Raw genomic sequence first — 13,739 nt, forward strand, 5'->3', positions numbered from 1 at the left:
CGACCATCCCTCAAGCCGAAATATCGATAATCCCGCAATCCCCCGCTTCCGAAGCAAAGGCGAGCAATTTGCCGGTGGCGCTCCAGTCCATGCCGGTGATGGCGCCCTTGCCGGGGCGGCGCAGCAGGGCTTCCTTGCCGTCGGCAAGGCGCACGCCGAGGATCATGCCGTCGATGAAGCCGATGGCGAGCACATCTTCCACCGGGTGGAAGGCGACATTGGTGACCATGATGTTGGCGCGGCTGCCGAGTTCTTCCGGGGCCTTGCCCATCGGGCCGTCCTTGCCGGCAAACGGCCAGACGATGGCGGCCGGGGCGCCGGAAGAGGCGAGCCATTTGCCCTTTGCCGACCAGGAGACGGATTTGACCTTGGCGGGATAACCCGTCATGCGCATGTGGCGGGCTTCCATGCCGCCCTTGGTGGCTTCCATCTTCCAGCCGTGCAGGGCATTTTCCTGCATGGTGGTGACGAGGAACTTGCCATCGGGCGAGAAGGTGACACCGGTATGCGCACCCTTCCATTCCAGATCGACGGGATCACCGGCGGTCGCCACCCAGTGCAATGTCACACCGTTATAACGGGCCACCGCAATGCGCAGGCCCTTAGGCGCGAAGGCGATGGCCTCCACCGTGCGCTCTTCCTTGAATTCCTTGACCGTGCCGTCCGACAGCCGGACGAAGCTGGATTTGCCGACGCCATAAGCGACAGCCTTCTGCGGTCCGCCGGCAACGACGCCCACCCATTTGCGCGGCACATTGGCGATTTCGCCGATGCTGCCGTCATGGCCGATGCGCAGCACGCGGCCGTCCTCGCCGCCGGAAAGCAGGGTGGCGCTATAGGGATCGCGCACGCAGGTCAGAAGCCCGTCATGTGCCTCAGTCACCTTCTCGCCGCCATCCAGCCGGTGAATGGTGCCGGCGGCGGTGGCAAACAGGGGAATGTCGCCGAGAAAATGGGTCGAGACCACGTGGCCTTCGATATCAAGCGGGGCAACAGTCGGCATGGGGCATCGGTCTTTCGTATCTGTGTCGGATTGGCGGGGGCGTTGCTCCCGCTCGCTGGCATGGTTCTAGAGCATTTCCGGCAAAAGCGGAACCGCTTTACATCCCTTCAACCTCATTCCTGTGCTTGTCACAGGAATCCAGCCGACGCGCGTCTGCGCGGCGAGAAAAGTTCCTTCAGCCCAAGGACTTGGGCTGGCTGGATCTCTGTGACAAGCACAGAGATGAGGGAAGGAAACGTGACACCCCGGCTCAGGGCCGGGGTGAAAGAGGGAGAGCGATCAGGCCGTCGCGAGGCAGGCGTTGAAGCTCTTTTCCAGCTTCTCGCGGTCCAGTTCGCGGCCGATGAAGACGAGGCGGCTTTCGCGTTTTTCGTCTTCCTTCCACGGGCGCTGGTGGTCGCCCTCGATGATCATGTGCACGCCCTGCACCACGTAACGTTCCGCATCGCCCTTGAAGGCGATGATGCCCTTGAGGCGCAGGATGTTCGGGCCGTCGGTCTGGGTGACCTTCTGGATCCACGGGAAGAACCGCTCGGGGTTCATCTCGCCGCCGCGCAGCGAGACCGACTGCACCGTCACGTCGTGGATCGGCGAAACCGCGCCATGGTGGTGATGATCGTGGCCATGGTCATGATCGTGGTGATGATGCCCGTGATCGTGGTCATGGTCGTGATGATGGTGGCCGTGATCGTGATTGTGGTCGCAATCAGGGCCGCAGACATGATCCTCATGGCCATGCTCGAGGAAATGGGGATCGTTTTCGAGCGCGCGTTCCAGATTGAAGGCGCCCTGGTCGAGAACCCGGGCGAGATCGACGCCTGAACGCGTCGTCTTGTAGATGCGGGCGGAAGGATTGATGGCGCGCACGATATCCTCGATGCGGGCAACTTCCTCCGGCGAAACGAGATCGGTCTTGTTGACGACGACGACATCGGCAAAGGCGATCTGGTCTTCGGCCTCGCGGCTGTCCTTCAGGCGCAGCGGCAGGTGCTTGGCGTCAACGAGGGCAACGACGGCGTCAAGCTCGGTCTTGGCGCGCACGTCGTCATCCATGAAGAAGGTCTGGGCGACGGGAACCGGGTCGGCAAGACCTGTCGTCTCGACAATGATGCCGTCAAAACGGCCGGGGCGGCGCATCAGGCCTTCCACGACGCGGATGAGGTCGCCGCGCACCGTGCAGCACACGCAGCCATTGTTCATTTCGTAGATTTCTTCATCGGACTCGACGATCAGATCGTTGTCGATGCCGATCTCGCCGAATTCATTGACGATGACAGCGTATTTCTTGCCGTGGTTCTCGGAGAGAATGCGGTTGAGAAGCGTCGTTTTGCCGGCGCCGAGATATCCCGTCAGGACGGTGACTGGAATGGGCTTGGCTATAGCTGTTTCGGTCATGGAAAACCCCGCGTGGAGAGAGGCTATCAAGCCTCAGGAAGATGTGTCGTCGTCCATATAGGCGCGACGTCCGGGCAGTTCAAAGAGATTTTGGCCGAATTCGGCCATGTCGCTCAAATTTTGTTATGAAATAACGTTATGTCAAAAGCGTGGATATCTTCAAGCAGTTCGACAAGGCCTTTTACGGCGTGGGAAATCAGCCTTTCGCCCTTTTCCGCTGTCGCGGCGGCGGCGTTTCCGGCAACGCCGTCAGGGTTCAGATCGCTCATCAGCCAGCCGAAGGCATGCGGGCCATAGGCGCGCAGGTGTTTGAAGCGGCTGGCGAAATCGCTCTGGCGGGAGGGGAAGTTTTCGGCCTTCTGCATCGCCACGCGTTCGGGGTGAAGCGCCAGCATGACCGATGTTTCGATATCGCCACCATGGATGTCGATTGCCTTGTCCTCGGGCTTTACAATATCCGCCGGTACGCCGAAACGGGTCCAGCTTGTGGCGACCGCCAGCATGCCGAAACGGGCGCGGGCCTCGGTGGCGACGACGGTCATCAGCGGTGAATTGCCGCCATGGGCGTTCAGCATCACGAATTTGCGCACGCCCTTTTTATATTCCGCCTCGGCGATGCCAAGCCAGCGCTCGATGGCCTCATCGTAACGCAGCGTTTTCGTGCCCGGCACATTCATGTGCTCGATGGAATAGCCGACCGGTTCCACCGGCAGGAAGGAGACGGGCAGGTGAGCGGCCAGGGCGGCGGCGAGACGGGCGGCGATGCCTTCGGCAATCAGCGTATCGGTCTCGAATGGCAGGTGTGGCCCATGCTGTTCATGCGCGCCGAGCGGCAGCACGGAAATTGCAGCTGTTGCGCGAAGATGCGGGTCTGTTACGTTTTCGTCGTGATAATGCGTGTATGAGTTTGGCATATGGCAGTCCGCGCGTGCATTCGTTAAGGATTTCCAGCAACATATATCGGTTCCGCCACAGGGTAAAAGGCACTCGCATATGAGCAAGGACAAAACCGGGCATAAGGACAAAAGCGCCAAGAAGGAAAAGGGCGGCAAGAAGGTAAAGGACGCCAAAAAACGGGATGAGAATTTCAACCCCGAGGAACTGGCGCAATCCATCACCCAGGCGGCCCGTTCCATGCGCACGGCGCTGAGCCACAGCCTTGCCGAAAGCGGGCTTTATGCGGGCCAAGACGGCGTTATTCTGGCGCTGGCGCAGGAAGGCAGTCTCACGCCGGGGCAGATCGCCCAGAAACTCGGTGTCAAGGCGCCGACCATGACGCGCACCATCGGCCGCATGGAAGCCCAGGGCTTCGTGGAACGCAGCGGCGACGACGAGGATGGCCGTGTGACGCTGGTGAAGCTGACGGAAGCGGGTTTGAAAAGCGTCGAACACATCAATGTTTCCATCGCCAATTGCGGCGCAAGAGCCGTCGAGGGGCTTTCGGCCAAGGATGTGCGCAACATCGTTAAACTCTTGAAGGCGATAGACGCCAATCTTCAATAATTTTTGCTGAAATTTTTAAAAGAACCATCTGTTTTGTGGGTATTCCTTAAACGGGTTGCGGATTTTGTTTAAATTGTTTAATTGCAATTTAAACGGAGCCATCCGTCACTGACACGCGTTTGGGGAGGAATGCCGTGGCCCAAAAGGTCAAACTGTCCACGATTGCCGAAAGCCTCGGTCTTTCGACCGCCACCATTTCTCTTGCATTGCGCGACAGCCCGCTGGTCGCTGCCGATACGCGGGACAAGATCAAGGAACAGGCGCGGGCGCTGGGTTATATCTATAACCGCCGCGCCGCCAGCCTGCGCACCTCGCGTTCCGGCATCGTCGGCGTGGTGTTCCACGATGTGATGAACCCGTTTTACGGGGAAATTCTGAAAGCCATCGAAAGCGAGCTGGACCGCAGCCGCCAGACCTTCATTCTTTCCAACCATTACGATTCGGTGGAAAAACAGCGCACCTTCATCGAAACGCTGCTGCAGCTCGGCTCGGACGGCATCATCATGTCGCCGGCCATCGGCACGCCGATCGAGGATATGACGCTGGCCGAGGAAAACGGCATGCCCGCCATTCTGGTGGCCCGTTCGATGGATGGCGTCGACATGCCGACCTATCGCGGCGACGACAGCTACGGCATTTCGCTTGCCACCAACCACCTGATCAGCCTCGGCCACCGCACCATCGCCATGGTTGGCGGCACGGACCAGACCTCGACCGGACGCGACCGTTATCAGGGTTACGTCAATGCGCTGCGCAAGGCCGGCATCGAGGTCGATCCGAACCTGCGCATTCCCGGCCCGCGCTCCAAACAGGGCGGTTTCGAGGCGGCCGTGCATTTCCTCTCCCTGCCGCAGAAGCCGACCGCCGCCGTCTGCTGGAACGATCTCGTCGCCATCGGTCTCATGAACGGCATTTCCCGTGCTGGTCTCGTGCCGGGCGTCGATATTTCGGTAACCGGCTACGACGATCTGGAAGAGGCGGCGATTGCCACACCAGCGCTGACCACCGTGTCCAACGGTCAGGCCGAGGTGGGGCGCTTGGCGGCCCGTGCGCTGCTGGACAGGCTGGCGGGCAGCCACGAGCCTGACGGCATTCACCTCATCAAGCCGGAAATGCGCATCCGGCAATCGACCGGGCCGGTGCGGCCGCGGGTGTGAGGCTTCAGACGATGGGAAATGGCGCGCGTTCTGTGCATTGCACCTTTCCGTCATTCCGGCCTTGAGCCGGAATCCGGCCACCGCGTGTCCACGCGGTGAAAAAGACCTTCTCAGCCCAAGGACTTGGGCTGGCTGGATGCCGGATCAAGTCCGGCATGACGGTGAGGGCGCTTAAAAAAATCGGCATGAAACTTCCGTCTGCCCCCATAGCATCCCCTTATTGCCCTTTTCACGGCCGCCGTTGTTTGAAAAGATCGCCGCCCAGAGGAGTGGGATGGCGAAAGGTTCGCCTGAAACCTGCTCCGGCTATCGGAATGTTATCAGGAGGAATATCCGCTCATGTCTGACAAAAAGGCCGTCGTTCTCGTTCCCGGCAAGATAAACCCGCGCGTTCTCGAACGCCTCGAAGGCAAGGTCGAGATCGTGGCAGTGCCTGCCGGTGCCGAGCCGGTTCTGCCTGAGGGTGCAGCCGAGCGCGTCAATGCCATCGCCGTTTCCGGCGTCGTCAACGCCAAATGGATCGATGCGCTGCCGAAGCTCGAGATCATTGCCAATTTCGGCGTGGGTTATGACGGCGTCGACGCCAGACATGCCGCCACGCGCAACATCGTGGTGACCAATACGCCTGACGTGCTGAACGACGAGGTGGCCGATACGACGATTGCGCTTTTGATCAACACCGTGCGCCGGCTCTATCAGGCCGAGACCTGGTTGCGCGATGGCAAATGGGTTGGCGAAGGTCCGTTCGCGCTGTCGCCGTTTTCGCTGCGCGGCCGCAAGGTGGGTCTCTTTGGCATGGGCCGCATCGGCCAGGAAATCGCCAAGCGGCTGGAGCCCTTCAAGGTGGAGATTGGTTATCACACCCGCAGCAAGCGCGATGGCCTCACTTACACCTATTACGGCTCGCTGAAGGAGATGGCGGAAGCCGTCGATATCCTGATCTGCATCGTGCCCGGCACGCCGGAAACACATAAGGCGATCAATACTGAAATTCTGACGGCGCTTGGGCCTGAGGGCGTGTTCATCAATGTCGGGCGCGGTTCCAGCGTCGATGAGGATGCGCTTTTGCAGGCGCTTAAGAGCGGTGCTGTGGGTGCTGCCGGTCTCGATGTGTTCTATGCCGAGCCGAAGGTGCCGGAAGCCTTCCTGTCGCTGCCGAATGTCTCGCTGCTGCCGCATGTCGCCTCCGCCTCGGTTCCGACGCGCAACGCCATGGCCGATCTGGTGGCTGACAATATTCTCGGCTGGTTCAGGGACGGCAAGGTGCTGACGCCGGTGCCGGAAACGCCGGTCAAGGGGTGAGGCCGGAACCTCCACGCACCGTCACCCCGGACTTGATCCGGGGTCCAGCATGATCAAGTCTTTGATCATAAAAGACTCTTCCACGGCGCAGACGCGCCGTGGCTGGATGCCGGATCAAGTCCGGCATGACGGAGGAGACGTTTTCGCCCTTTGTGGACGTTCTATTCCGCAATCTCCGCGCTTCCCACCCATCGCCCTTCGGCAAACGACCGGGCCATGGCGTGGATGCTGCGCTCGATCTTCAGCCCTTCCTCGAAATCGATGATATGCGCCTTTTTCCCCTCGATTGCCGCGATAAGCTCCCGGCATTCGATCACCTTCAGATCGTTGAAGCCGAGGCCGTGGCCGGGGGCGGGGATGAAGCGATCATAGGGCTTGTGATGCGGCGCGGTGAGGACTGTTCTGAAACCCTGCTCCTCCGGGCGTCCGTCCGTGGTGTAAAGCTGGAACTCGTTCATCCGCTCCTGATCGAACAGGATCGAGCCGGTGGAGCCGTAAATCTGGATGGCGATGCGGCCCTTGCGGCCCCAGGCGGAGCGGTTGGCGATGAGCACGGCGGAAATGCCGCCTTCGAGCTTCAGCAGCACGCTGGCGAGGTCATGTGTTTCGACGGCACGGTCGCCGCCGCCGGCAAGCGGGCGGGTCTCGTAAGGCTTCACCATGTCGGTGATGGCGCTTTCGGCATGACCGAAAAGGGCGAAGAGCAGCGACAGCGGGTGCACGGCAAAATCATCCAGCGCGCCGTAACCGGAGGAAGCTTCGCTCTTCCAGTAGAAGGGCTGGGTAGCATCCGCCATGAAGTCCTCGTCCATTTCGGCGCGGACATGATAGACCCTGCCGATGGCGCCTTCGTCGATCAGGCGGCGGATATGGCGGATGACAGGGTTCTGGATGTAGTTGTAGCCCATCGCCGCGGCCTTGCCGGAACGGCGGGCCGCATCGCGCATCTTCACGGCATCTGCAAAGGCAGGCGCCATTGGCTTTTCACACCAGACATGTTTGCCGGCTTCAAGGGCGGCAATCGCCATTTCCGGGTGGAAGGCATTTGGTGTGGTGACCGAGATGACGTCGATCTCGGGGTCGGACAGCAGGTCGCGCCAGTTGCCTGTCGAGCGGGCAAAGCCGAATTCGGCGGCTTTCTTCGCGGCAAGCTCGGGATTGACTTCCGCGAGCGTCACGAGGCGGGGGCGGTCCACATCGCCGAAGACGCTGGTGACATTGTTCCACGCCAGCGCGTGGCATTTGCCCATGTAACCGGTGCCGATAAGGCCCACGCCAAGAGCGGCCATGGTATTCTCCTCCCGAGAGTTTTTAAATTAATTCAATTGTTTGGATGCGTTGGTTCAGCTCCAACGCAGAGTCGAGACGTACCTCCGCAGACCCCTCATTCCTGTGCTTGTCACAGGAATCCAGCCGACGCGGCTCTCGCGCGACGGAAAGACTCCTTTCAGCCCAAGGATTTGGGCTGGCTGGATCCCTGTGACAAGCACAGGGATGAGGAGGCGGCGGTGTTTGCCTGAAATGCCTTACGGATTATCCCGTTTGAAAATCCAGTCGTGATCCGGGTGGTTCTTGAAGCGCCATTTGCGCATCGGCCCCGCCATCACGTTCAGATAATACATCTCATAACCATAGGGAGCGCCGCAGGGGTGGTGGCCCTTGGGCACCAGCACGACATCGCCGTCCGACACCGCCATGGTCTCATCCAGCGAACCGTCCTCGGTGAAGACACGCTGGAAACCGAAACCCTGCGCCGGGTTGAGGCGATGATAATAGGTCTCCTCCAGATAGGTCATGTCGGGATAGTTATCCTCATCATGCCGGTGCGGCGGATAGGAGGACCAGTTGCCCGACGGCGTGAAGACTTCCGTTACCAGCAGGCTGTCGGCCACGTCGCGTTCTTCCATGGCGATGGGGAAGATGTAACGCGTATTGGCGCCCTTGCCACGCTCCGTCAGCTGCACGCCATTGGGCCCGATCTGCTGCGCCTCGCGGCCGCTTTTTTCGCCGGGTGCGGTGCAGACGCCGACGGTGCAGTCGGTCGTGGCGCTCAGCGACCATTCGGAGCCGGCGGGGACGTAGACGCAATGCGGCGGCTTGCGCTCGAACACATTCATGCGGTCGCCGAGTTCACCGAAGTCCTTACCGCCTGCGGAAATCGTCGCCTTGCCTTCGACCAGCACGAGGATGACTTCCGTATCGCCGGTGTTTTCCGCCGCCGTCTCGCCCGGCTTCAGGCGGTAAAGGCCGAAACCGACATAACCCCAATCCGCGCTTTGGGGCGTGATATCGTGCACCTTGCCGCTGGTCGCGACCGGCTTGCGCAGAAGTGAGGTCATGGTGGTGTTCCTTTTTGGTCAGTCGTTCAATTTATCGGGCGGCTATTCCCGCGTTTCCCTCATCCCTGTGCTCGTCACAGGGATCCAGCCAGCCCAAGTCCTTGGGCTGAGAGGAGTCTTTCCGCCGCGCCGACGCGCGTCGGCTGGATTCCTGTGACAAGCACAGGAATGAGGGAGGAGGGGTTGCACCGGAACATACGATTCTAGGACGTATGGACGAATGCCCTCCGCTCAGCTCAAGCAGCCTGAGCCTTGTCCAGCCCCGCTTCGCGCGCAAAAGCCTTCAGCGATTTCAGCCCGAGGCTCTGATATTCGAACGGGTTGCGGACGTCAGGGTCCTGTTCCGCCTCGATCACCAGCCAGCCGCTGTAACCATGCTCGGCCGCCACCTTCAGCACCGGCGGGAAGTTCACGCCGCCTTCGCTGTCGCCGGGAACGGTGAACACGCCGCGGCGCACGCCTTCGAGGAAGGAGAGCCGCTCACCCCGAACCTGATCGGCAATGGCAGGGCGCACGTTCTTGGCATGGATATGGCCGACACGACCCATGTATTTCTGCGCGACGCGCACGGGATCGCCGCCGCCGAACAGGCAATGGCCGGTATCGAGCAGCAGATGCGTCTTCGGGCCGGTATGCTTCATCAGGAGATCGATTTCCTCTTCGCTCTCGACTACCGTTCCCATGTGGTGGTGATAAACGAGGGTGATACCCTGTTCGGCGGCAAAGGCGGCCAGCGCCTCGACGCCCGCGCCGAATTTCGCCCAGTCCCCGGCCGCAAGGCGCGGCCGGTCGACCAGCGCCTTGTTGTCATCGCCATGGATGGCATTGGAGGTCTCGCAGACGATGATGACCTTCGAGCCCATGGCTTTCAGCAGGTCAAGCGCCGGCTGCATCGCCTTCTTTTCGGATTCGATGTCGTCGGTCAGAAGGTTCAGCGAATGCCAGCCGGAGACGAAGGAGAGGCCGCGCGGCGAAAGCGCGCCCTTCAGGCCTTCCGGCTCCGTCGGGAATTTGTGGCCCTTCTCGATGCCGTCGAAACCGATCCTGGCGGTTTCATCGAGGCATTGTTCGAGGCTGATATGCGCGCCCAGCGTGCGGTCGTCGTCGTTGGACCAGGCAATCGGGTTGGTTCCGTAACGGATCATCTTACTGTCTTTCCTTGACATGGTTTTCATAACGGACGCGGGCCGGGCCGATTTCGGCGCGGTCGGAAACTTCAGGCACCGCGACATCCCACCAGTGACCGCCGGCCTGCGGCGTCGGGTAAGGGTCGGTATCGATGACGATGACGGTGGTGCGGCTGGAGGCGCGGGCCGCGGCAAGCGCCTCTTCCAGCTCGGTAATGGTGGAAACCTTGCGTGCATCCGCCCCCATCGAGCCGGCATGGGCCACGAAATCGATGGCGATCGGGTTGACGTTGGTGTGGGCGTAGAGATTGTTGAACTCCGCGCCGCCGGTTTCCATCTGCAGGCGGTTGATGCAGCCGTAACCTCTGTTGTCGGTGATGACGAGCGTGATTTTGACGCCCATGGCAACCGATGTCGCAAGCTCGGAATTCATCATCATGTAGGAGCCGTCGCCGACCATGACGATCACGTCCCGGTCCGGTTCCGCCATCTTGATGCCGAGGCCGCCGGCCACTTCATAACCCATGCAGGAGAAGCCGTATTCCATGTGATAGGAGAGCGGCAGCTTGGATTTCCACAGCTGGTGAAGCTCGCCCGGCATGGTGCCTGCGGCGCACATGACGACGGTATTGTCACGCGACTGGCGCTGCACCGCGCCGATGACCTGCATGTCGGTGGGCAGGCTGTTGGCATTGTCCTCGCCCGGCGCCGCCGTATCGGCATCGGCCTTTTTAAACCATGCCGCCTTGAGACCGGCATCCGGCGCTGCAAAACGGTGGCTGCCGAGGGCGGCCGACAATTTCTCTAGTCCGATCTTCGCATCCGCCGTCAGGCTGATCGCATCGTGCTTGGCGCTGTCATAGGGCTGAACGTTAAGCGCCAGGATTTTGCGGTTCGGGTTCTTGAACAGCGCCCAGGAGCCGGTGGTGAAATCCTGAAAACGGGTGCCGACGCCGAAAACGAGATCGGCCTTTTCGCTGATGATATTGGCGCTTTCCGCACCGGTGACGCCGACGGGACCGAAATTGAGATCGTGATCCCAGGCCAATGCCGATTTGCCGGCCTGCGTTTCGACGACGGGAATGGAGTGGGTTTCGGCAAAGCGCTTCAGCGTTTCGGTCGCGCCGGCAAAATGCACGCCGCCGCCGGCGACGATAATCGGGTTCTTCGCCGCCTTGAGCGTAGCGACGGCTTCATCGAATTCCACCACGTCGGGCTCGGGACGGCGCTGACGCCAGACACGCTTTTCGAAGAAACTCTCGGGGTAATCATAGGCTTCCGCCTGCACATCCTGGCAGAAGGCGAGCGTGACCGGGCCGCAATCGGCCGGGTCCGTCATGGTGCGCATGGCGCGGGGAAGCGCTGTCAGCAACTGTTCCGGCCGCATGATGCGGTCGAAATAACGGCTGACAGGGCGGAAGCAGTCATTCACCGTCATCGTGCCGTCGCCGAAATCTTCCAGCTGCTGCAGCACCGGGTCCGGGCCGCGATTGGCGAAGACGTCGCCGGGGATCAACAGCACGGGCAGGCGGTTGACATGCGCAAGGGCAGCCGCCGTTACCATATTGGCGGCACCCGGGCCGATGGAGGAGGTGACCGCCATGGCGCGTCTGCGGCGCAGCTGCTTCGAATAGGCAATGGCCGCATGGGCCATGGATTGCTCGTTCTGGCCGCGATAGGTCGGCAGTTCGTCGCGGATGCCATAAAGCGCCTCGCCGATGCCGGCGACATTGCCATGGCCGAAAATGGCCCACATGCCGGCGATATAGGTTTCGCCGTGTTCATTCATCTGCGCTGCCAGGTAACGAACCATGGCCTGCGCAGCCGTCAATCTGATTGTCTTCACGCTGCCTCTCCCTTTTTGGCGCGCGCCTCATCCCATATGCGGCACAGGCTGGTATAGCGCTGCGCCATATCCTTTACCGCTTCCTCATCGGTCATCTTGCCACCGAGCCAGCTGCGGGCGGCATCCGCGAAAATCGTGCGGCCGACGGCGAAACCTTTGACCAGATCGAAACCGGCGGCAAGGCGGAAGCTCTCCTCCAGTTCGCTTTGCGGTGCGTCGAGACCGAGAACGACGATGCCCCGCACGTAAGGATCGTTGCGATGCACCGCGTCGCAGGCGTTTTTCCACGCAGCACGGGTCTTCATCGGCTCCAGCTTCCACCAGTCGGGATAGACCCCGATCTCGTAAAAGCGCTCGATGATGCGGGCGGCGGTCAAATCGTCGGTCGGGCCGACCTTGGAGGGAATGACCTCCAGCAGCATTTCCAGCCGGTTGCGGCGTGTCGCCTGGAACAGGCGCATGACCGTCTCTTCCTGCGTGGCGCGCATCTCATCCGTATCGTCGGGATGATAGAAACACAGAACCTTGACGACATTTTCAAGCGGCCATTCCGAAAGCCCGCCAAAATCCTTGCCGAGATCGGGTTCCAGCGTCAGCGGGCGCGAACCCGGCCATTCCACCGGGCGGCCGATCCACAGGCCCGAGCCGCTGGCGGCAAACAGGGCGTCACGGCCGAGGCGGCCGTCGCAGAGAATACCGTAACCCGGCCTGTCGCCGGCAACCTGCTGCGCGGCCTGAAGGCAGAGTTTCTTGAAAGCGCCGATCTGCTCGTGCTTCACGCCAAGCTCGTCGGCGATGGCTTCCAGCTGCATGCGGTGGTCGAAGGCGAAGACGCGCATCGTGTCCCAGTCGCCCTTGCGGTTGGTCGACCAGTGCACCTGTTCCAGCGCCTCGTCCTTGCGCAGCGCCCTGTTGCGAATCCCGGCCTTGAAGAAATATTGCAGTTCTTCCCAGCTCGGATAGGCGGGCGTGCAGCCATGGCGGGAAACGGCGAAAGCGCCGCAGGCATTGGCGTATTTCAGCGTTGTCGGCCAGTCTTCGCCGCGCAGCCAGCCACGGAACAGCCCGGCCATGAAGCCATCGCCCGCACCGAGAACATTGAAGACCTCGATCGGGAAACCCTCGCCAGTTTCGCCATCATCGAGACTGGAAGGAATTTCACCGGCGAAAACCGAAGCACCCATCGGCCCGCGCTTGCACACCAGCGTCGCATTCGAGACCTTGCGCACGGCGTTCAGCGCCGTCAGCGTATCGGTGGAGCCGCCGGCAATGTGGAATTCCTCTTCCGTGCCGACGATGAGGTCGAAGAGATGCAGGGTGGATTGCAGCTTGGCGGTGACCTTCTGTGATTCGACGAAACGGCTCTCGCCATCGCCATGGCCGGCCACACCCCAGAGATTGGGGCGGTAATCGATATCGAGCGCGGTCTTCGCGCCATTTTCGCGGGCGAGTTTCAGCGCCTTCAGCACGGCCGCTTCCGTCTTCGGATGCGACAGATGCGTGCCGGTGGCGCAGACGCAGCCGGCTTCGGCAATGAAGGCGGGATCGATATCGTCTTCGCTGAGCGCCATGTCGGCGCAGTTTTCGCGATAGAAGATCAGCGGGAACTGGTTCTGGTCGCGAATGCCGAGCAGCACCAGCGCCGTCAGCCGCTCCGGATCGGTCTTTACGCCGCGCACGTCGACGCCTTCGCGCACCAGCTGTTCGCGGATGAAGCGGCCCATATGCTCATCACCAACGCGGGTGATGACGGCGCTGTTGAGCCCGAGGCGGGCAGCGCCGGCTGCGATATTGGTGGGAGAGCCGCCGATATATTTGGCAAAGGAGGCCATGTCCTCCAGACGGCCGCCGACCTGCGAGCCGTACAGATCGACAGACGAGCGCCCGATCGTGATGAGATCAAGTTTTTTCAAAAGGTTCCTCCTTAGCACCGCACCTCGGTACGGTCTGCCTCACATGTCTGGAGCAGCATTCAGGCGACGATCGCCCGCATCTTTCGCCATCCCGCTCCGATGAGCCTCCTCCGCTCATTTTCGTTCGTCACGAGACGGACGATTATGGAATGCC

11 protein-coding genes are annotated in these 13,739 nt (G+C 61.2%); 3 read left to right on the forward strand and 8 right to left on the reverse strand.

From position 1 onward, the window contains the following. Positions 1-10 precede the first annotated feature (10 nt). The 3 genes from L904_RS09860 to L904_RS09870 all read right to left on the reverse strand — a co-directional run bounded on the left by L904_RS09860 (position 11) and on the right by L904_RS09870 (position 3,312). Positions 11-1,003 (reverse strand): WD40 repeat domain-containing protein, encoded by a 993-nt coding sequence (locus L904_RS09860; RefSeq protein WP_004433450.1) that lies wholly within the window; start codon positions 1,001-1,003, stop codon positions 11-13. Positions 1,004-1,282: 279 nt separating this feature from the next. Next, entirely contained in the window at positions 1,283-2,398 is a 1,116-nt protein-coding gene (locus tag L904_RS09865) for a GTP-binding protein (RefSeq protein ID WP_035263252.1), read from the reverse strand. A 113-nt stretch (positions 2,399-2,511) separates the two neighbouring features. After that, entirely contained in the window at positions 2,512-3,312 is an 801-nt protein-coding gene (locus L904_RS09870) for a creatininase family protein (protein WP_035263253.1), read from the reverse strand. Positions 3,313-3,391: 79 nt separating this feature from the next. Here L904_RS09870 and L904_RS09875 point away from each other — a divergent pair, with 79 nt between their 5' ends. The 3 genes from L904_RS09875 (at position 3,392) to L904_RS09885 (ending at position 6,360) form a co-directional block, all read left to right on the forward strand. Beyond that, positions 3,392-3,901, forward strand: a complete 510-nt coding sequence (locus L904_RS09875) for a MarR family winged helix-turn-helix transcriptional regulator (protein ID WP_035263256.1) — start codon at positions 3,392-3,394, stop codon at positions 3,899-3,901. Between the two features lie 134 nt (positions 3,902-4,035). Continuing rightward, positions 4,036-5,058, forward strand: coding sequence for a LacI family DNA-binding transcriptional regulator (locus L904_RS09880; RefSeq protein WP_003505469.1), 1,023 nt, complete (start codon positions 4,036-4,038; stop codon positions 5,056-5,058). A 339-nt stretch (positions 5,059-5,397) separates the two neighbouring features. Beyond that, entirely contained in the window at positions 5,398-6,360 is a 963-nt protein-coding gene (locus L904_RS09885; protein ID WP_035263257.1) for a 2-hydroxyacid dehydrogenase, read from the forward strand. A 161-nt stretch (positions 6,361-6,521) separates the two neighbouring features. Here L904_RS09885 and L904_RS09890 read toward each other — a convergent pair whose 3' ends face one another. The 5 genes from L904_RS09890 to iolC all read right to left on the reverse strand — a co-directional run bounded on the left by L904_RS09890 (position 6,522) and on the right by iolC (position 13,585). Beyond that, on the reverse strand, positions 6,522-7,649 hold the full coding sequence (locus L904_RS09890) for a Gfo/Idh/MocA family protein (RefSeq protein ID WP_020809635.1): 1,128 nt from the start codon (positions 7,647-7,649) through the stop codon (positions 6,522-6,524). 237 nt (positions 7,650-7,886) lie between these two features. Continuing rightward, positions 7,887-8,699, reverse strand: a complete 813-nt coding sequence (gene iolB, locus L904_RS09895) for a 5-deoxy-glucuronate isomerase (protein ID WP_020809636.1) — start codon at positions 8,697-8,699, stop codon at positions 7,887-7,889. A gap of 236 nt (positions 8,700-8,935) precedes the next feature. Continuing rightward, entirely contained in the window at positions 8,936-9,844 is a 909-nt protein-coding gene (iolE, locus tag L904_RS09900) for a myo-inosose-2 dehydratase (RefSeq protein ID WP_020809637.1), read from the reverse strand. Position 9,845: 1 nt separating this feature from the next. Continuing rightward, entirely contained in the window at positions 9,846-11,672 is a 1,827-nt protein-coding gene (iolD, locus tag L904_RS09905; RefSeq protein ID WP_035263259.1) for a 3D-(3,5/4)-trihydroxycyclohexane-1,2-dione acylhydrolase (decyclizing), read from the reverse strand. Then, complete coding sequence (gene iolC, locus L904_RS09910; protein WP_020809639.1) at positions 11,669-13,585, reverse strand: 5-dehydro-2-deoxygluconokinase; 1,917 nt, start codon at positions 13,583-13,585, stop codon at positions 11,669-11,671. Before iolC ends, iolD begins: the two co-directional genes overlap by 4 nt. Positions 13,586-13,739: the final 154 nt, after the last annotated feature.

Origin of the sequence: Agrobacterium sp. LY4 (assembly GCF_001526585.1) — a bacterium.
In the GTDB taxonomy this organism is placed as follows: domain Bacteria; phylum Pseudomonadota; class Alphaproteobacteria; order Rhizobiales; family Rhizobiaceae; genus Agrobacterium; species Agrobacterium leguminum.

What these genes read in the sequence shown, in the direction of transcription:
- L904_RS09860 (WP_004433450.1), bottom strand. Translation starts at nt 1,003, where the DNA reads ATGCCGACTGTTGCCCCGCTTGATATCGAAGGCCACGTGGTCTCGACC.
- L904_RS09865 (WP_035263252.1), bottom strand. Translation starts at nt 2,398, where the DNA reads ATGACCGAAACAGCTATAGCCAAGCCCATTCCAGTCACCGTCCTGACG.
- L904_RS09870 (WP_035263253.1), bottom strand. Translation starts at nt 3,312, where the DNA reads ATGCCAAACTCATACACGCATTATCACGACGAAAACGTAACAGACCCG.
- L904_RS09875 (WP_035263256.1), top strand. Translation starts at nt 3,392, where the DNA reads ATGAGCAAGGACAAAACCGGGCATAAGGACAAAAGCGCCAAGAAGGAA.
- L904_RS09885 (WP_035263257.1), top strand. Translation starts at nt 5,398, where the DNA reads ATGTCTGACAAAAAGGCCGTCGTTCTCGTTCCCGGCAAGATAAACCCG.
- L904_RS09890 (WP_020809635.1), bottom strand. Translation starts at nt 7,649, where the DNA reads ATGGCCGCTCTTGGCGTGGGCCTTATCGGCACCGGTTACATGGGCAAA.
- iolB (WP_020809636.1), bottom strand. Translation starts at nt 8,699, where the DNA reads ATGACCTCACTTCTGCGCAAGCCGGTCGCGACCAGCGGCAAGGTGCAC.
- iolE (WP_020809637.1), bottom strand. Translation starts at nt 9,844, where the DNA reads ATGATCCGTTACGGAACCAACCCGATTGCCTGGTCCAACGACGACGAC.